Source organism: Coleofasciculus sp. C1-SOL-03 (genome assembly GCF_040220555.1).
Lineage (GTDB): Bacteria > Cyanobacteriota > Cyanobacteriia > Cyanobacteriales > Coleofasciculaceae > Coleofasciculus.
In genome coordinates this window covers 21,193-41,314 of the sequence record NZ_JAVJUO010000041.1, presented here as the reverse complement: position 1 = coordinate 41,314, position 20,122 = coordinate 21,193, and the positions used below count along the sequence as shown (strand labels likewise).

Sequence of the window (20,122 nt, the reverse complement as noted above, 5' to 3'; positions counted from 1 at the left end):
TATATCTGATGGTTATCTCAGTTGACGAATACTTGTTACTCACCCGGTTCTCAACAAGCTTTGGTTTTTGCGGTGAGCAGGTACTAGACTTTTTCCGGAAAAACCCGTATTCTAACTTCATAGTCTTCCAGAGCCTGAGAGGAAACCTCTGCAAACACCGTGCTGTACTAATTATTACCTAGATTAATCCGCTGACTATTTCAGGGAGCTAAGGGATTATTATGAAACGGTCAAACTACTATGTCGCTGTTATTCTGATTATTGGGATTAGCATTTTTTTGCGTTTCTTTTTGTTGGATAACCAAAGTCTTTGGTATGACGAAGGCATAAGTCTAGTTAAATCTGATGGAACAAGTATCCAAGAAAACTTATCAAAACTTTTAGGTCGAGAATCGGGTGACAAATACCAACCGCTATATTACTTACTCTTGTTTTATTGGCGTTCAGCATTTGGAAATACTGAATTTGTCATTCGCTCACTTTCTGCTCTTCTCGGAGTTGGCTCAGTTATCGCTATCTTCTTCACTACCTTACGCATCTATGGGAAAAATCATGCCATCTGGTCATCTCTAATCTTAGGATTCAGTTCTTTCGGCGTTTACTACAGCCAAGAGGCTCGACCTTATTCGTTACTCATCTTTTTAGTCTCGCTGCAATTATATTTTTTTAGTCAATTCTTCAAGGAGGATGATCACAAAGAGATTCTTTGGCGATTCTCGTTTGCGATCGTTACAGCAATAGGATTTTTTGCCAGTATCTTGCTCGGAATATTTAGTGCAGCCCTTTGTTTATCTCATGCCATTATTGATATAAAAATCAGACCGTGGCTAGAGTGGTGGCTGCCAGCGGGAGTTTTGTCTTTCCCTATAGTTTTGTATTATCTTTCTTCACCTGCTATAGCTGAACCAACAGAAACTACAGTTACTCGTACTGGATTTCCCATCATTCAAAACATTATTTTTGTACTCTACGGTATCTTGGTGGGGACAACCTATGGACCGCCACAGGAGCAGTTGCGCGGTGACGATAAGATCCAGGTTGTGTTGGGTTACTTGCCTCAGCTCATTTTATTGTTGATTGTCGGCACTGTAATTTTTATCGCTTTAGTTAAAACTTTATGGAGACAGGGCAATAGGAGCAAATATCACCGCGCTGATTCCCTATTTACCTGCCTTTTTGTCACGTCATTTTTTCTCGGGTTAATTCTTGCTCTATTCACCGGAATGAATTGGTTACCGCGTCACTCTTTTTACCTCTGTGTATCCCTTGCAATCCTGATTCCGTCAGCTTTCAGTCACAGACACAAGCATCGAGTAAAATTTGACAGATTGTCTCGATATGCTCAAATGGCTGTGACATTTCTGATAGTTCTGAATATTTATTCTCTTTTTAACTATTACTTCAATGAAAATTATTGGCGAGATGACTACCGCTCTGCTGTTCAGTACCTGCTCAAAAATCGGGAGTATTCAGCAAAATCTATCTTGTTGGGGTTGGCAGGGAATACAAGATTACTAGAATATTATGGTGATCCGCTGACTTTGGATGGAAAAAATTTAGGAGATGAGTGGCAAGAGGGAAAATTTACCGGACAGTGGGCAGAACAAGTTGAAGATTTTACAAATAATTCGGATACCGTTTTTCTCGTCGTTAATCGCGAACATTATTTTCCCAAAGGCTCGATTGAAAGAGAGATGAGTGATTTGTATACCTTGCAGTCCAAAGTTCATTTCCCCTATTTCAACATATATCGCTTTACCAGGAATTGAATAGAAACACCATCTGTAGGGAATCCTTGATCAACATCAGTGTCAACTTAAGCCACAATCCTTGCCATTTTTAGCTGGAAATGCCTTTCAGCGGCTGGATCTTCGACTAGGGGAGGCAGAGTCTAGGAACGAGGCTGTGCCTGCAAGCCCTGGATACTGCTTTAATTTAATTTAGAGCGAGGATTAGTTATTATAGGGGATATTCCCCTTGCTGATGCATCTGCTGGAGCAAAGCCTATGGAACCGCCCCAAGCCAATGAATATGTTGAAGAAATAGACTTTGAGAAATACTGGCTGGTGCTGAAACGGCGCTGGTTATGGGTCGCTGGTGTTTTTGGTGTCATGGTTACCCTGGCGCTTTTCTCCATCTCTCGCCAGGTTCCGGTGTATAAGGCACAAGGTACACTACTGATCAAAGAAGACCGTTCTGATTTGCTAACAGGGTTAAATACTAAGGTTGGAGAAATTGAGAGCATCTATAAAGATAATAACCCTCTATCTACCCAAGCCCAAATCATTAAATCTCGCCCGATTGCGGAAAAGGTGATTGAGGAACTTGACCTAAAGAATGAAGAGGGTGAACCCTTCAAACCCAAGGTCATTACTGGAGGACTTAAGGTAGAACCTGTACCAGAAACGGACATCCTGCAAATTTCTTATCAGTCTAAAGATCCGAAATTGGCGAGTGCTGTAGTCAACAAGGTACTCGATGTCTACATCGCCAACGACGTTTTGACTAACCGGGCGAAAACTCAAGCTGCCAGCGCGTTTATTCGAGAACAATTGCCTAAAGTTGAAGCCAATGTTGCACAAGCTGATTTAGCCTTACGGCGATTCAAGGAAGAACATCGCGTCGTCGATTTAACCCAAGAAGCGATACGGACAGTTGAACTCACGGCTCAATTAGACAACCAAATTGCTGGAATTCAGGCTCAGCTAGCCAAGGTGACAGCTCGTTCGCAAGCGCTGCGTAACCAGTTAAATATGAGTGCTGAGGAAGCGGTAGCGATTAACTCGTTGAACCAATCTCCCGCCGTGCAGCAGGTACTCAGTCAACTTCAGACAATACAGGAAGAGTTGGTGCTAGAACGGCGTCGATTCTTAGATACTGATCCCACCATTGTCAGGTTACAGGAAAAAGAAGCCGCATTAAATGGTCTGTTGCAAGAACGCATCACCGAAATTATTGGCACTCAGCAGCAAGTTTCTACAGGAGATTTACAATTGGGGGGATTGCGGCAAAACCTGATTGCCAATTTGGTGGAGTCGGAAGTGGAGCGTTTGGGATTGGCGAACCAGCTAACTGTTCTCAAAAGCACCCAGTATACGTACAAACAACGGTCAAATAATTTACCGAAACTGGAGCAAATCCAGCGAGAATTAGAGCGGCGGGTGATGGCGGCACAATCTACCTACGAACTGCTCTTGCAAAAGCTGCAAGAAACCCGGGTGGCAGAAAATCAAAATGTGGGTAATGCCCGGATTATATCAACAGCAGCAGTACCAGAGTCCCCAAATGCCTCCAAGAAAAAACTCATTTTAGCGGGAGGCGGTGTAGCCGGGTTAATGTTGGGTGTGGCGCTGGCTTTTATGATTGATCTGATCGATCAATCGGTGAAGACGGTGAAAGAGGCGAAGCAACTGTTTGGATATACGCTGCTGGGGGTGATTCCCACGGTTGACAAGTCGAGAAAACGCTGGTTGCCGTTTAAGGAGGCAGCACCGACAGAAGCGAAGCTGGTGGTGCAAGATAAGCCCCATTCGCCGATTACGCAAGCCTATCAAATGCTGCGAGCGAATCTCAAGTTTCTCAGTTCTGATCAACCGATTAAGGCGATTGTGGTGACAAGTTCGGTTCCCCAGGAAGGAAAGACAAAGGTTTGTGGGAATTTGGCAACGGCGATGGCGCAGGTGGGACAGCGAGTGTTGCTTGTAGATGCCGATATGCGCTATCCTTCTCAGCATCAGTTTTGGGATCTGACAAATTCGGTTGGATTAAGTAATGTGTTGGTCGGGGAAATACCTGTTCAGATGGCAGTTGAGACCGTGATGCCAGGATTAGATGTGTTGACGGCTGGAGTGATTCCGCCGAATCCGGTGGCAATTCTGGACTCGAAGCGTATGGCGGCTTTGATGGAACAGTTCTCCCAGGAGTATGATGCGGTGATTGTGGATACACCGCCACTGGCGGGAATTGCCGATGCGCCAATTTTAGGGAGTATGGCAGATGGTATTCTACTGGTGGTGCGACCTGGCGTGGTTGATGCAGGTAATGCGAAGGCGGCGAAAGAGTTTCTGGCGCGATCGGGTCAGCAGGTTTTAGGGTTTGTGGCAAATCAGGTGATGGTTAAAAATGAACCAGATAGCTATTTTTATTACACCAGGGAACTACACAAGGAGCAAGATGATGGCAAGAAAGCAGACGTGAGTTTGGAAGCTAGAAAGAGATAGATGTATGACTTAACGTCCTAGTTGAAGCGGTTGTATGCTCAAATATCTTTCAAAAGTATTATATGTACTCACAGGAAAACGAAAAAGTCTGGCTTTACTGTTTGTTATCGTTCTGTTAACTTCGGCGCTAGAAGCGATCGGGATTGGGCTTATTGGACCGTTCCTCAGCGTCGCCTCTAATCCAGACTCAATCCAGCAAATCTCCTTGCTTTCCTGGATTTATCAGCAATTAGCTCTGCGATCGAATCACCAGATTATTCCGATACTGGGTTTGGCAATTATTATTGTATTTTGTGTCAAATCAGTGGCTTACTTTCTGGCTCAGGCATATATTTATAGATTTAGCTATGGGCAGAAAGAAGTCTTAGTGCAGAGATTAATGAAGAATTATTTAAAAGTAGAATATACTTTTCACTTAAGTCGAAATACAGCGAGTATCATTAAAAATGTTGTTTTTGAAGTCCGGAATTTTACAAGTGGCTGTCTCCTTCCTTTATTGAAGGGAGGTTCTAACTTTATTATTATAGTAATTCTATTATTGCTCTTAGCTAAAACGAATATACTCCTGCTCGTGCTAATTCTAGCTGTCCTACTGCCAACAGTTCTTTTGTTTCAAAGACTGGGTAATAAATTCAAAAAATGGGGCAGGATTCGGTCGGAATCTAACCAGGAGATGATTCGCGTGATTAACCATGGATTAGGGGGATTAAAAGAAACACGGGTGATCGGTTGTGAATCGTATTTTGAGGAACAAATGGCTGATCAAGCTCATCAATTTTCCCGGTCAGCCACCTTATTTCAAACGTTTCAGACGCTGCCGCGAATTTTAATCGAGACAACGTTAGTTGTATTTTTGGTTAGTTTTATCTCTCTCTCGATTATCTATGCTCGGCAAGATATGCAAGACTTAACGTCTGTAATGGGCGTTTTTGCGATCGCGGCGATGCGTTTAATTCCATCGGCTAGTCAGCTCATCCAAGCAACAAGTCAACTGCGAAACAATAGTTATGTCTTGGATATGTTGTACTTGGATCTCAAGGAAATTGAAAAACAAGAGCTGGCTAAGGAAAAAGGGGTTTTGCCGACTGACAGAGAAGGGGGGTTACTCCGTGCCAAGACGTTGGTAGGTCGAGGCATGAGTTTTGAGAATAAAATTGGCTTAGTTAATGTTACCTACCGTTATCCGACTACCTCAGCACCTGCTCTGGACAATATCTGTTTACAGATTCAAAAAGGGGAATCCGTTGCTTTCATCGGTAAATCGGGAGCGGGGAAGACAACATTAGTGGATGTGATTTTAGGTCTTTTGCCAGCGGAGAGTGGTGATATCCAAGTAGATGGCGTCTCCATTTATGAAAATATCCGTTCCTGGCAGAATCTGATTGGGTATATCCCGCAATCTATTTTTCTGATTGATGACACGATTGAGAAAAATATTGCTTTTGGTGTCCCTGATGAGTTGATTGATCCTGAACGATTGCATCAGGCGATTAAAGCCGCTCAACTGGAGGAACTCATTGAACAACTTCCCCATGGAATCCAAACCCGAGTTGGAGAACGGGGAATACGCTTGTCTGGGGGACAGCGCCAGCGGGTAGGGATTGCTCGCGTTCTTTATCATGAACGAGAGATTTTGGTTCTGGATGAAGCCACGGCTGCACTGGATAATGAGACAGAGAATCTGGTGACTCAGGCGATTAATGCTCTGAGTGGAACAAAAACATTGATTGTAATCGCTCATCGCCTTTCTACAGTTGAGCATTGCGATTGTGTCTATGTGCTAGAGAGAGGTAAGATAGTCAAGTCAGGGACTTATCGAGAAGTTGTTTTAGAAACATAAAACAATTGTTCTTTATACTATTTTAATTGAATTGTTATGAAAACTCCTGTTGTCTTTATCATCTTTAAGCGACCCGATACGACGGAGAAAGTCTTTGAAGTAATTCGTCAGGTTCAACCCCCGAAGCTTCTCGTCATTGCCGATGGTCCTCGTGCAGACCAACCGGGTGAAGCCGAAAAGTGCGCCGCTACCCGTGCCATAATTGATCAAGTGGATTGGAATTGCGAGGTACTCAAAAATTATGCTGACGTAAATATGGGTCTCAAAAGCCGGGTATCAACTGGTTTAGATTGGGTATTTAGTTTAGTTGAAGACGCGATCATTTTGGAAGATGATTGTTCGCCAGATCCCAGTTTTTTTAGGTTTTGTGAAGAGTTGTTGGAAAAGTATCGATACGACCAACGGGTTTGGATGATTTGTGGTAGTAATCTCCTAGGTGAATATAAATCCCATCTTCAAAGTTACTGTTTTTCTTATCATAGCCATTGTTGGGGATGGGCAACTTGGAAGAGAGCGTGGCAGCATTATGATGTCAACATGAAGCTCTGGTCAAACCCGGAAATTCAGAGCCGAATTAGGGATGTCGTTGGCAATGAACAGCAATATGATACCTATAAAAAACAGTTTGACCGTGTATTCTCTGGAGAGCTTAATACGTCTTGGGCTCTTCCCTGGCTCTGTCTGCGACTTTCCCAGTCAGCTTTATCAATTATTCCGGCTATAAATCTTATTTCCAATATAGGGTTTAACCCCGAAGGAAGTAACACAAGATTTTTAGATGACTCAAGAGCTAATCTTCCTTTGCAGTCAATGTCATTTCCTTTGAGAGAACCTGCAGGATTTGCCAGAGACCGAGGATATGAATTAGGTCGTTACCAAAGGCATGTGTTAGACAATAAAAAATTAGGAATGCGAATCTCTAGAAAAATCAAAAGAATCCTTTTTAAGTAATCACTAAAAATAGGTAGTATTTTAGAGTTAGATAAATTGGTCAAGAGGAAATAGATTAAATCAAAAAATATAAAATAATTATGACAATGCCAAACTTTATAATTATAGGTGCTGCTAAATCTGGAACAACTGCCCTCTATAATTACCTAAAGCAGCATCCACAAATCTATATGAGTCCAACGAAAGAAACAGAATTTTTTGCCTTCGAGGGTGAGACATTAGATTTTCAGGGACCCGGTGATATGGGACGAGCTTCCATTACTAACTTTGAAGCCTATCAAGCACAATTTCAAGCCGTCACAACGGAAACAGCGATTGGTGAAGCGTCTCCTGTTTATCTCTATAGCGAAAAAGCTGTTGACCGAATATTTCACTACCTACCTCAAGCTAAGTTAATTGCTATTTTACGTGACCCAATTGAACGGGCATATTCCCAATTTTTAATGTTTGTCCGAGATGAACGGGAACCGATTTTAGATTTTGCCAAAGCGCTTCAGGAAGAAGAAAATCGGATGCGTCATAACTGGGCATGGGGGTGGCGCTATGTCCAGCTAGGATTTTACTCGGTTCAGTTACAGAGATACTTTGATAGGTTTGACCGCAATCAAATTAAAGTGTATCTATATGAAGACTTAAGTAATAATCCGATTCAGGTTATACAAGATAGTTTTAATTTCCTCGGTGTAGATGCAACCTGTGTGCCGAATATGTCTACCAAACCCAATATATCTGGAATGCCCAAAAACAAAGTTTGGCATTCTTTTCTGCGGAAACCCCATGTCATAAAAGAAACATTTAAACCGTTAGTTCCGGTGCAGCTACGCAAGAAAATTACCATGACGCTGCGAAACCAAAACCTGGTCAAACCGCAACTTTCACCCCAAATCCGTCAACAATTGCTTCCAGTATTCCGTGACGATATTTTGCGGCTTCAGGAACTCATTGGGCGGGATATTTCTCCATGGCTAGAGTAATTATTTTGGGGATTTAAATGAGAGTGAGTTAGGTAGGCACGAATTTAATAGGAGGTTAATGAAAATGCTTGACCTGATCAGGAAAATTACTCGTTTAACTGTTCCATTGTATTTACGAAGCAAAATGAGAGTATTAATTTTTAAAAAATTCCGAAAAATCGGCATTTTATATTTTTTTAGATCATTAGGATTTATTACTTGTAAAAACTATTTGCAAATTCCTTCTTTAAATAAAGAATATTTTTTAAACAAAAACAAAGAATTTACCAAGCAGTATGAACAAATTGAAGAAAATGAAATAAAAAAAGCTGATTATATAGAAGGGGAAGGATTAGATGTATTAAAACCATTTGTCGCAAAAACTTATACAGTAATATTAGAAATTAGTAATGGTGGATTTTCTTTTAGGAATAATCATTTATTAGATAAAGATCTAAATGTTATTGGAGAATTTAGATCAGAAGAAAGCCAGAAAATTCGTACACTTCCTATCTATTCCAAAGTACTCGAAAAACCTAATAAGCTTCACGGAACAGTCGCTTATTTATCCGATCCTGCTCCAGCTAACTACTATCACTGGATGTGTCGAACATTACCACTTTTGAATATTTACCATAAATTTTTTGATTTCAATAAAATTGATTTTTTTTACATTGGCAAATTTCAGGTAACTAGCTTTCATCAAGAGAGCTTAACCAAAGCTGGTATTGCGATGAATCAAATAATTCAGGAGGGTTGTATCGGAGATAAAATGCTAATAGCAATTACTAATCGTACCTGTCGTGGTTTTGGAGATCCAATCAACAGAGAAGCTTTTATGTTTACAAGAAATCTGTTTATTCAAGGTTTGAATAAACCACAAAATCATAGACGGATATATATCCAAAGAGGCAAGGTTATCGGACGGAATGTTATTAATGAAACACAAGTTATTGAATTACTCAATAGCTATGGCTTTGAATCAGTAACAATGGATGATAAAACGATACAAGAGCAAGCAGAACTCTTTTCGCAGTCGGTCGCTATCGTTGCTGCTCATGGTGCTGCTCTTACTAATTTACTCTTTATCCAGCCCGGTGTGAAAGTGATTGAATTAATGCCCTACGGCTATGTGAATGATTGCTTTTACGTTCTAGCAAGCCATGGAGAAGCTAATTATTTTTGTCTACAGGGCAATAATATTAACCAAAGGGATCACGACACACGTAAACTTGACATATATGTAGATGTTCAAAAGCTTGACAAAATCTGTAGAATGGCAGGTTTGGATAAAATTTAAATTGGCTCTACCAAACCTAGTATATAGAAAACCAATGATATCCCCACTAAGCCTAATTGGGCTGGTGATTTATAAAAAATTATTCTATACAGGTAAGCGTATGATAATGCCCAACTTTCTGATCATCGGGGCGGCAAAAGCGGGGACAACAGCACTGTATGCTGCCCTAGAGCAACATCCACAAGTCTACATGAGTCCCTTCAAAGAGCCAAACTTCTTTGCCTTTGAGGGGGAGACGCTAGATTGTCCCTCAGGCACAAAGAAATCCAGCTATCTGGCAAAATGTAACACGAGTCTAGAAGCCTACCAGAAACAATTTCAAAATGTCTCTAATGAAATCGCTATCGGCGAGGCATCTCCCTCCTACCTCTATCATCCTAAAGCTCCTGAGCGCATGCACCACTACATTCCTGATGCCAAGTTAATTGCCGTTCTCCGTAATCCGGTTGAAAGGGCATACTCGAATTTTTTGCATAATATTAGAGAGGGAAGTGAGCCTTGCACGGATTTTGCTCAAGCGCTTGCAGAGGAAGAAAATCGGATGCGTGATAACTGGTGGTGGGGGTTCTACTATCTCCAGGCGGGATTCTACTCCAACCAATTACAGCGGTACTTTGACAGGTTTGACCCCAGTCAGATTAAGGTCTATCTCTATGAAGATTTAAACCGCAATCTGCTGAACGTGGTACAGGATATTTTTCAGTTCCTTCAGGTGGATGAACGATTCACCCCAGACACCTCAACCCGATATAATGTGAGTGGCATTCCCAAAAATAAACTGATATACAATTTTTTGACCCAACAAAATATCATCAAGAAACCATTTAAGCGACTCGTTCCCGATAAGCTACGCAAGCGCTTTGTCAGCCACTTAAAGCATCAAACCCTGGCTAAACCAGAACTATCTCCGCAGGTCAGAAGTAACCTAATTCAAGTGTATCGTGAAGATATCTTACAGTTGCAAGACCTGCTGCAACGGGATCTATCAACATGGCTAGAGTAATAGAGTTGATGAAAAGTTTACTTCTAAGTGCGACAGATATTCAAGGCGGTGCGGCTCGTGCTGCCTATCGCTTACATCAAGGTTTGCAGGCAATTGGTGTCGATTCTCAGATGTTAGTGCAGTATAAGTACAGCGATGATAAAACAGTAATAGCGCCCACAATTACAGGTCAAGGTCTTGCCAAAATGCGACCTGTTATTGATGCGTTGCCGAAAAAGTTTTATCCTCAACGCCAGAAAACTCCATTTGCGCTGCGATGGCTTCCTGATCGGACTATTCCCAAAATTGCTCAACTCCAGCCAGATATCATTAATATCCATTGGATTGGCGAAGCCTTCGTACAAGTCGAAACCATCGCCAAGCTCAAGCAACCCGTAGTTTTGACGCTCCATGATATGTGGGCATTGACTGGGGGATGCCTTTACAGTGGAGAGTGCGATCGCTACACGGATGCCTGTGGCAAATGTCCCCAACTCGGTAGTACCCAAGAGTGGGATTTGTCGCGCTGGGTATGGCAGCGCAAAGCTAAAGCTTGGCAAAACTGTAACTTGACAATCGTTGCTCTCAGTTCCTGGTTAGCTAACTGTGCTGGTGCTAGTTCCCTGTTTCAGAATCGGCGCATCGAGTTAATTCCCAATGGTATTGATACTTACAAGTATCGACCCCTAAATCAGCAGGTAGCAAGAGAATTCCTGGGTTTGCCTCAAGATAAGCACCTGGTTCTTTTCGGTTCACTCAGAGCCACTGATAACCCTAGGAAAGGATTTCACTTGTTGCAACTTGCCCTGCAAGATTTAAGTCAATCAGGGTGGCAAGATAAACTAGAGTTAGTGGTTTTTGGTGCCTCTGAGCCGGAAAATCCCCCGGAATTGGGGTTTCCAGCCCATTACTTGGGACAATTGAACGATGATCTCTCCCTAGCTATCTTGTATTCAGCCGCCGATGTCTTTGTTCTCCCCTCCACCCAAGAGAATTTAGCCAATACAGTCATGGAAGCGATCTCCTGTGGTACTCCCAGTGTCGCCTTTAATATCGGGGGTATGCCGGACATGATTGAACACCAGCACAATGGCTATTTAGCTCAACCTTACAGTGTAGAGGACTTAGCTCAGGGAATTGCTTGGGTGCTAGAAAATCAACAGCGACATCAGAAACTGTCGTACCGCGCCCGTGAGAAAGTCGAACAAGAATTTACATTGGCGATTCAAGCACGCCGCTACGTCTCCCTGTTTACTGAGATTCTAGAGGGTAAATCTTGAAACTAAAGTACTTGAGGCGGTTAGAGCCAATCATTGTTATTGTATTGCTTGTAGGAGCAGCAGGAACTAATTTGCCGGCTCCATTCGGTTCTATCTGGGGTAAGGTAATCACGTTGGGAACTTACGGGTTGATTCCGCTTTTGAGTCTGGTGCGGTGGAAGAGAATTCTGTATGTTGCCACCCGAGACATCCCGATACTCCTCCTGACAGCCATGGCTGTACTCTCGTTTTTCTGGTCTGCTTCTCCATCTGATACCTTGCAATTCGCCAAAGCTTTATTGCGTAACACCTTATTCGGGATATACCTGGCTACCTGCTATAGTCCGAAGGAACAGATGCGTCAATTGCTTTGGGTGTTTGGCATTATTATGATTCTTAGTCTGCTGCTTGGCTTAGGGATGCCATCCTTCGCCATTAGTGACGACGGTCTTTGGAAAGGAGTCTTGGGTCACAAAAACCTTCTGGCTCGCATGATGACCTTGTCTGCCTTGTTGTTTGCTTGCGCCGCCATTGATGATCCCAAACAGCGTCGGATTAGATTGGCTGGATTTATCTTAGCGATAGTCTTGCTGTTACTGACTCAGGGAAAAACAGCTTTAGTACTCTTGCTGTTCGGACTGTCGTTACTTCCCCTGTATAAGGTGATCAAGCAGTATTATAAACTACGGGTATTTCTGCTGCTGACGGCGATTATCCTTGGGGGAACCTTAGCTGTATGGCTCTCAGCTAACCTAGAAACAATCATCGTTGATTATCTAGGCAAGGATATGTCCATGAGTGGACGTGACGAACTGTGGGCGGTTTTAATCCAAAGAGGGTTACAGAGACCTTGGCTAGGCTATGGGTATGCGGGTTTCTGGAATAATCTGCGTGAGGTTTTGATTGTCAACTCCCTGACCTGGTTTGACCACAAAACAGGTGGTCATGCTCATAGTGGTTTTATTGACTTGTTTCTGCAATTTGGCTTCGTCGGGCTTTTTCTTTTTGGATTCAGCTGCTTAACATTACTCACTAGAGTGATTCAGTTATTATTTTCAACGCAAGCGACAGAATATCTTTGGCTACTGGAATTCGTCCTCATTACTACCCTATCCAACTATAGTCTAACCAGTACTGTTCTGGATGAAAGCAATATAGTTTGGCTTTTGTACGTATCCACGGCTTTCTCAACGGCTCTCTGGAGTGAGCGAATCAGAAGAAATTATCACAGAAAGGAACTTCACAATAATCCAGTCATAAAAAGAGGTACGGTTGACAATCTGCCTAATTACCAGTAATTTTATGCATTGAAATGCCCTATGCAATATCGGGTGAGAGATTTTGGGGTAACTCCCCGCTTGACTCGCTCAGGGGTTGTAAGTCAGGAAAACAATGAAAGTCTTAGTTACAGGGTCAAGTGGTTTAATTGGATCGGAAGCGGTTGAGTACTACGATCGCGCAGGTCATCAGGTGATTGGCGTCGATAACAATATGCGGGCGGAGTTCTTTGGTTCCCAGGGTGACACCACTTGGAACCTCAGCCGCTTACAGGAGATGACCAGCAACTTCCAGCATCATCACCTGGATATCCGCGATCGCCCAGCTGTGTTCAACCTGTTCCAAACGCATCCCGTTGATTTAATTATCCACTGCGCGGCGCAGCCTTCCCACGACAAAGCTTGTCAAATTCCTCTATTGGACTTTGAGGTCAATGCTTTGGGGACAATAAATCTCCTAGAAGCAACCCGGCAGTTTTGCCCGGAAGCCGTGTTTATCCACATGAGTACCAACAAGGTTTATGGCGATGCACCGAACGAATTATCGTTGATTGAGCAGGAAAAGCGGTATGATTACGCCAAACCGGAAGATTACCATGGTATTTCAGAGGAATGCCGGATTGACCGTTGCCTCCATTCCCTATTTGGTGCGTCCAAAACAGCGGCTGATGTTGTGGCACAAGAATATGGTCGCTACTTTGGTATAAAGGTGGGTATCTTTCGCGGCGGTTGTCTCACGGGTCCCTCCCACTCTGGAGTAGAACTCCATGGCTTCCTCTCCTACTTAGTCAAAGTCGCTGTAACAGGCGACACATATAAAGTTTTTGGTTACAAAGGTAAGCAAGTGCGGGATAATATCCATAGCTTTGATGTTATCCAGTGCTTTGAGGCATTTCGCCGCAATCCCCGACCTGGAGAGGTGTACAATCTGGGCGGGGGGCGAGACAATAGTGTTTCTGTTCTGGAAGCCTTTGATATCGTGGAAACTCTGACAGGGAAAACCATGAATTGGATGTATGTAGACCAAAACCGACTCGGGGATCACATCTGCTATATCTCAGATTTACGGAAACTGAAATCCCACTTTCCGGAATGGGGGATTACTCGCAGTATAACCCAAATTTTTCAGGAAATTGTTGCCTCTGAGCAGGCTAAATACGCCAATGTCTAGTCAGGGTCAAGTGTTGACAAAAGGTAGGGTTTCGCAGCGCGATCGCCAGCTTCTCTTGTTCGACCTGTTTTACACTGGACATCATGCTGGATATATCCTGCATTTAGTCAGATATTGGCACGAACAGCAACTGCCAGGGCATCTAGATGTTCTCGTATCTCCAACATTCACCAAGTCTCATCCTGATGTCGTTAATTTAGCCTTAGCAAATAGCCAAAGTAACATTAATTTTTTAACCATTACTCCAGAGGAAGAAGCAGCACTGTCATCTCAAAACTCTGGCGTTGATCGCATTGTTCGCAGTTTCCAAGAATGGCGTCTGCTACAAAAATACGTTAGACAGCTATCGCCGACTCACTGTTTACTCATGTATTTTGATTCTATTTTATTGGCTTTAGCTATCTTGGGCAGTTTGCCTTGCCGCTTATCGGGTATCTATTTTCGACCCATATTCCATTATAGTGAGTTTGCAGTTTTTAATCCTTCGCAGCATGAACGTTGGTTGCAACTCAGGGACAAAATTGCCCTATCCCGTCTACTCCATTATCCCCGCTTTCAAACCTTATTTTGCCTCGATCCGCTGGTCATAGAGCATCTCGATAAATTCAAAGGTCATGTCAAACCCGTATACTTACCTGATCCGGTGCAAATCTATAGGGATGGCGAAGCAAATGTCGAGAAATTAAGAGAGAATTTGGCAATAGAACTAAACCGACGAGTATTTCTGATGTTTGGTTCACTACAGAAACGCAAAGGAATTTATCAACTCTTCGATGCGATTGCACGTTTACCGTCTCATCTTTGCCAAAAACTCTGCCTTTTATTTGTCGGACCAATCGATTCCCCCACAGTGTTCCACAATCGCATCGCTCACCTGTGTGAAAGTTTACCCATACAGATTATTACCCAAGACCAGTTTGTCCCTGATCGAGACATTCAACCCTATTTTCAGCTAGCCGATGTCATTCTCGCCCCCTACCAACGGCATATCGGGATGAGTGCTATACTCGTGCGGGCGGCGGCGGCGGGTAAACCTGTTCTCAGTACAAACTATGGTTTAATGGGAGAAATCGTTAAACGCTATAAACTAGGTATTGCTGTTGATGCCAGTATCCCCGAAGAAATTGCTCAGGGATTGACTCAGTTTATCACTCACTCCCCCGAAACGTTCTTTGATCGTTCGAGGATGCAGTGCTTTGCCGAAGAAAACTTAGCGGAAAAGTTTGCAACTACAGTTTTCCAGAATCTTTAGGTAAATCATACAGGAGAGGAGCCACAGAAAATGAAACAGTTATTTATCTCATGGCTTCCGTTTACACGACGTTCTGCATCAATGCAGCCCTATTTTGGTTATGAACTTGAGTTTATCTCATTTGCCTTCAAAAATCGCTTTTTCAGACCCCTAGAGTACCTGCTGAAAGGGTGGAAAACACTGATGTTATTCTTGCATCAGCACCCTCAGGTGATTTGGGCTCAGCTTCCGCCAACCCCCATCCTCTATCTAGCTTATCTCTACAAAGTCCTTTTCAACCGCCAGGTCATTCTCATCGCCGATTGCCACAATGCCACGTTTCGTCCTCCTTGGATAAAGCTTCCAGGTATAGTCGCGCTGCTAAACCGTTGTCACTTCGTACTCGTACACAATAATTGGGTGGAGAAACAAGTCCTAGAACTAGGAGTGAATCAGGAACGTCTTTATGTTCTCGAAACTCGACCTGCACTCATCGACTGTAATAAAGTATCCTGTCACTCTAATTTCCCTCATCCGTGGATTATGTCTCCTTGCTCATTTAACCGAGACGAACCCATTGATATGATTTTAGCAGCGGCTCGTTTAGTCCCCGAAATTACCTTTGTTCTGACTGGAAATGCCAATCGCGCTCAAGGTATTCATGACTTAAGTCAGAAACCTGCTAATGTTCACCTAGTCGGCTTTCTACCTAAGACAGAATTTGACAGCTTACTCTGTACAACCGATGCTGTTTTAGGGTTAACCACATTAGATGGAATACAACTGAGTGTAGCGAATGAAGCAGTTGGCGCTGGCAAGCCAATGGTGATTTCTAATACGAATCTATTGAAAACCCTGTTTTATCAGGGAGCGATCTATGTAGATTCTCTTGATCCCCAGTCAATCGCTCAAGGTTGTCAAGACGCTTTGGCAAAAAAAGACGAACTAACCAAAAAGGTTATTCAACTACAGGAAGCGCGAAATCAACGCTGGCTGACTCAGGCAAGTCAATTAGATAAAATTTTAACTCAGTAATTTAATTAGGGCTATTTTATTTTACCCATAAATTATTGATCCCTAATCGAGTTCATCATAATGAAGATACTTTTTATCAGTAGTGCGGCTATGGATGAAGCTTGGCAGAAATGGGAACAACATAACTATCCAGGGCATCGTCTTTTTGGCGCGACTGAGTTACCTAAATATGGCATTGATATCGATATATTACCGCATGAGAAGTATACTAAATTAAAACAAATCAGTAATCAAATTAAAATTTTAGGTGATTTAGATCAGCAACTGAGAATCCTTTTCCAACAGTCTGATTATGATCTGGTTTATTCAGGTCATGATATCAATATAGCGTTACTCACATTCCTGAGACGTTTTGGACTATACAGGAAACCCATTGTTGCGATCATGCATCGTTCATTTAAACATAATTTATGGAGTCGAATTTATGTCGATTTATTTATAAAAGGTAAAGATAGGCTAATATGTCTAAGTAGCGTGATTCGGGATAGACTCAGAGATTGGTTTGGCATCCCTGAATCAAAGTTGGTTGTCTTAGAATTAGGAGTCGATTTAGCTTTTTATGACCTCAAGCAGAAAGATGTCCAAGTCGAGCAGAATTTATCCCCAGACAATCAGTCTCAATTTATTTTAAGTCTGGGCAAGACGTATCGAGACTACAATACCCTGATCCAAGCCTTTGCCCATATTCACTATCCCTTAAAAATATATTGTTCAGCTAATTCGGCTTCGACCGTTGCTAACATTCCAGCCAATGTCAAACTTAACTATGATCCCACAGATCCCGCCAACTCTGCTGTTCTTTCCTTTGAACAACTCGTCAATGAGTATACAAAAGCTTACGCGGTGGCAATTCCCTTAGATATTCCACCAGAGAGAACAGACAGTGTAACCCTGACTGGCTGTATGAGTTTAATCGAAGCAATGGCGATGGGAAAAGCTGTTGTGATGACCAGAAATCGACAATTTAGTCTGGATGTGGAAAAAGAGGGGATTGGCATATATGTTGAACCCGGAGATGCCAGGGGTTGGCAAAAAGCCATCTCTTATCTTTTAGACAACCCTCAAGAAACTCAGGAAATGGGACAGCGAGGGCGTCGATTATGCGAAACCCAATATAACTTAGACTATTTTGGCTCAAAATTGGCTGAAGAATTAAAGAGCGTATGCCGCTAAATGGTAAACTATAAGCCTTAATCAGGTACATACTTTTATTATCATGGAATCTCAGACTAAAGTACTGATTATTGTTGAGAACCTACCTGTTCCCTTTGATCGCCGGGTATGGATGGAAGCGACTACCCTGACAAAAGCGGGTTATCACGTTTCGGTGATTTGTCCCATTGGCAAAGGTTATGAAAAAGACTATGAGGTGATTGATAACATTCACATTTATCGCCACCCCATGCCACCAGATATCAGCTCAGTCACTGGGTATCTACGAGAATACAGCACAGCCGTGTATTGGGAATTTCGCCTCGCCCATCGGGTATGGCGGGAGCAAGGATTTGATATTGTCCATATTTGTAATCCCCCTGACTTACTCTTCCTAGTTGCGGCATGGTTTAAACTATTTCGGGGAGTGCGAGTCATCTTCGACCACCACGATATCAATCTGGAGATGTACGAAGCCAAATATGGACGACGGGATATCTTTTACTATGGACTGCGTTGGGCAGAACGCTTAACCTTTGCCACGGCTGATATTGCCATTGCTACCAATGAGTCCTACCGAGAGGTTGCTCTAACTCGGGGACATAAAAAACCAGAAGATGTCTTTGTTGTTCGCAGCGGACCCGATTTGTCGCGTTTTCAACCATTACCACCAAACCCAGCCTATCGTCAAGGACGAAAATACCTAGTCGCCTATGTTGGCGTGATGGGGGAACCCGAAGGCATCGACTATCTGCTTAAATCGGTGCGCTACATCCTCCAGGAAAAAAACCGCCAAGATATTCAATTTATGCTGATTGGCAGTGGACCGATGTTTGAAAAGCTGCAAGCTTTATCCGAGGAATTGGGGGTGAGTGAATTCGTCGAATTTACCGGACGGATTCCAGATCAGGAACTGTTAGAGCGTCTGTCCAGTTGTGATATCTGTGTCAACCCAGACAAAAAAATGCCCTATAATGATCGCTCCACGATGAATAAGATTATGGAATATATGGCGATGGGGAAACCCATTGTCCAATTTGATCTCCTAGAAGGGCGGCGATCGGCAGAGGGAGCTTCAGTTTATGCTAAAGGCAATGATCAGGTTGATTTTGCCGAGAAAATCCTGGAACTTTTAGAGAATCCTGAACGGAGACAGCAGATGGGCGCTGAAGGTCAACGGCGCATGGAAGAGAGTCTAGAATGGCGATACCAAGCACCTAAACTCTTGGCGGCGTATGATAAAGTTTTGTCTAACAGGCAAAATTAGATTGGGTTCGTAGTAAGGGAACCTTAGCCCTCTCCAACTATGCGTTAGAGCACTAAAGTGCTTACTACAAACAAAGCCCTAAATTAAACGCCCCAAGTGCTTCAAGATTCTCAACACTTCATAGAGATTGTTGCGATATTGCGATCGCGTGGCAAACAGATCAGAAATCCCATACTGCTTGTCCAATGTTTTGATAAACAAATAGCTGCTACCATTGGTCACCATACCATAGAGCGGTTGTTCTGGCTCTGGATGCGCTGCCATGTAAGCCAAGGTTTGAGGAATCGCCAACTCTAAATCAAACGTAGTCTTTTTGGCTTCAATCAGAACAATCCACAGTTTGCCCTGCAATACCAGCGCATCAATCCGTCCCCGTAAAATTTCTGCGTTGTCCCCTTCTGCCTCAATTTCAACCGGAACCTCTGTCCTGAACTTATAAGGCGCTTGATAGAAACCTGCTAACTCCAGCAATGGTGACAGCACGACCATTTTAATCGTTTCTTCCAGCAAAATCCCATCGGAAATTTGGTAGAGATAGTTGCGGCGCACCTGATCTAACCGAGCTTGCTCTGCTTCGCTCAATGTGGGTAATTCAGCCATCCATTCAGTAAAAAACTGGCTGTCCTCAGTCAAGGTTAACCCCAGTTTCTCCTCAACTTGACGAAACGTCGTAATCGCTTCTCCAATGGCTAGGCTTCTGATCATGAATTAACACGCTTTGGGACTTGCTATTCTACATAGTTTAAGACACAAGCGATCGCATCTTCTCAAACTGCTGAGTTATCGATAAGTAGTCGAACAAAAGTAAAGTTAAGCTGTTCGGCATTTAAACCTTAATGTCAATAATGGCAAAATCCTTGTAGTGCGAGCATCTTGCTCGCTACCCATTCCCAATTTAAATGCATGACAGCTTAACAGTTGAGATTAGGCAACAGGCAAGAGTAAGGATTTGAGGCTCCTTCACATTTCTTAGTACAGCATACAGCATTTATGTCCAGGTACTGATAACCATCGAGGTTAGGACGAATGCCACTGACTTGTATGCTGGTGGGCAATGCCCACCCTACTGGGCTGGCAAGCTTAAAGTTGTGGGTAAATTTTTTCTGGATCGCTACTCTCATAAGGGTTCCTTGAAAATACTTGACCACCGTTTTAACCTTGCCAGTTTACTACGGTATATCAAATAACTGTTGCACGTACAAGAAAATTCAGAGCTGATGTTGCCTTCGCCACTAATCAGGTATAAAATTCTCTCAACTCAAAACGTCGATCCATCTCCAATGGGAGCTTGCCAGTCAGGAACCCCACGCCTAAAGGCGGGGGCTTGGAATTTAGCCCATACCTGACCAGCCTAAGTGCCTAGCGCACTACGTTAACGGTAAGCGTTAAAGTTCCTACCTTGGGATGCTTGCGCCAGTCCCACGCTCTAGAACCGAGCGGTTAAACAGGTGTACAAGGGTTAAGCCAGTGCTGCTTGGAAAGTA

The 20,122-nt window shown here is 43.1% G+C and carries 15 protein-coding genes; 14 read left to right on the top strand and 1 reads right to left on the bottom strand.

Annotated features, from left to right (window positions below; translation table 11 throughout):
* Positions 1–221: 221 nt before the first annotated feature.
* The 14 genes from RIE73_RS06590 to RIE73_RS06525 all read left to right on the top strand — a co-directional run bounded on the left by RIE73_RS06590 (position 222) and on the right by RIE73_RS06525 (position 18,638).
* The gene (locus tag RIE73_RS06590) at positions 222–1,769 is read left to right on the top strand and encodes a glycosyltransferase family 39 protein (protein ID WP_446400435.1); all 1,548 of its coding nucleotides are present in this window, start codon (positions 222–224) and stop codon (positions 1,767–1,769) included.
* A gap of 237 nt (positions 1,770–2,006) precedes the next feature.
* A complete protein-coding gene (locus RIE73_RS06585; protein WP_446400434.1) occupies positions 2,007–4,220 on the top strand; it encodes a GumC family protein in 2,214 nt (737 codons plus the stop codon).
* Positions 4,221–4,254: 34 nt separating this feature from the next.
* A complete protein-coding gene (locus RIE73_RS06580) occupies positions 4,255–6,060 on the top strand; it encodes an ABC transporter ATP-binding protein (RefSeq protein WP_446400433.1) in 1,806 nt (601 codons plus the stop codon).
* A 36-nt stretch (positions 6,061–6,096) separates the two neighbouring features.
* Positions 6,097–7,011: a glycosyltransferase family 2 protein gene (locus RIE73_RS06575; RefSeq protein ID WP_446400432.1), complete on the top strand. Its 915-nt coding sequence runs from the start codon at positions 6,097–6,099 to the stop codon at positions 7,009–7,011.
* An 80-nt stretch (positions 7,012–7,091) separates the two neighbouring features.
* A complete protein-coding gene (locus RIE73_RS06570) occupies positions 7,092–7,985 on the top strand; it encodes a sulfotransferase family protein (RefSeq protein WP_446400431.1) in 894 nt (297 codons plus the stop codon).
* 124 nt (positions 7,986–8,109) lie between these two features.
* Positions 8,110–9,264: a glycosyltransferase family 61 protein gene (locus RIE73_RS06565; protein WP_446400430.1), complete on the top strand. Its 1,155-nt coding sequence runs from the start codon at positions 8,110–8,112 to the stop codon at positions 9,262–9,264.
* A gap of 106 nt (positions 9,265–9,370) precedes the next feature.
* Positions 9,371–10,267: a sulfotransferase family protein gene (locus RIE73_RS06560; protein WP_446400429.1), complete on the top strand. Its 897-nt coding sequence runs from the start codon at positions 9,371–9,373 to the stop codon at positions 10,265–10,267.
* 8 nt (positions 10,268–10,275) lie between these two features.
* Positions 10,276–11,526 (top strand): glycosyltransferase family 4 protein, encoded by a 1,251-nt coding sequence (locus tag RIE73_RS06555; protein WP_446400428.1) that lies wholly within the window; start codon positions 10,276–10,278, stop codon positions 11,524–11,526.
* Positions 11,523–12,803 (top strand): O-antigen ligase family protein, encoded by a 1,281-nt coding sequence (locus RIE73_RS06550; RefSeq protein ID WP_446400427.1) that lies wholly within the window; start codon positions 11,523–11,525, stop codon positions 12,801–12,803. The genes RIE73_RS06555 and RIE73_RS06550 overlap by 4 nt, the downstream gene beginning before the upstream one ends.
* A 94-nt stretch (positions 12,804–12,897) precedes the next feature.
* Positions 12,898–13,953 carry an NAD-dependent epimerase/dehydratase family protein gene (locus RIE73_RS06545; RefSeq protein ID WP_446400426.1) on the top strand — a complete coding sequence of 352 codons (1,056 nt, stop codon included), beginning with the start codon at positions 12,898–12,900 and terminating at the stop codon, positions 13,951–13,953.
* Positions 13,946–15,205 (top strand): glycosyltransferase, encoded by a 1,260-nt coding sequence (locus RIE73_RS06540; protein WP_446400425.1) that lies wholly within the window; start codon positions 13,946–13,948, stop codon positions 15,203–15,205. Before RIE73_RS06545 ends, RIE73_RS06540 begins: the two co-directional genes overlap by 8 nt.
* A 30-nt stretch (positions 15,206–15,235) precedes the next feature.
* Positions 15,236–16,219 carry a hypothetical protein gene (locus RIE73_RS06535; RefSeq protein WP_446400424.1) on the top strand — a complete coding sequence of 328 codons (984 nt, stop codon included), beginning with the start codon at positions 15,236–15,238 and terminating at the stop codon, positions 16,217–16,219.
* 60 nt (positions 16,220–16,279) lie between these two features.
* Positions 16,280–17,392, top strand: coding sequence for a glycosyltransferase family 4 protein (locus tag RIE73_RS06530; protein WP_446400423.1), 1,113 nt, complete (start codon positions 16,280–16,282; stop codon positions 17,390–17,392).
* Positions 17,393–17,435: 43 nt separating this feature from the next.
* A complete protein-coding gene (locus tag RIE73_RS06525) occupies positions 17,436–18,638 on the top strand; it encodes a glycosyltransferase family 4 protein (RefSeq protein ID WP_446400422.1) in 1,203 nt (400 codons plus the stop codon).
* A gap of 78 nt (positions 18,639–18,716) precedes the next feature.
* On the opposite strand, the gene RIE73_RS06520 is transcribed toward RIE73_RS06525, so the two are convergent.
* A complete protein-coding gene (locus RIE73_RS06520; protein ID WP_446400421.1) occupies positions 18,717–19,343 on the bottom strand; it encodes a type I restriction endonuclease in 627 nt (208 codons plus the stop codon).
* Between the last annotated feature and the right edge of the window lie 779 nt (positions 19,344–20,122).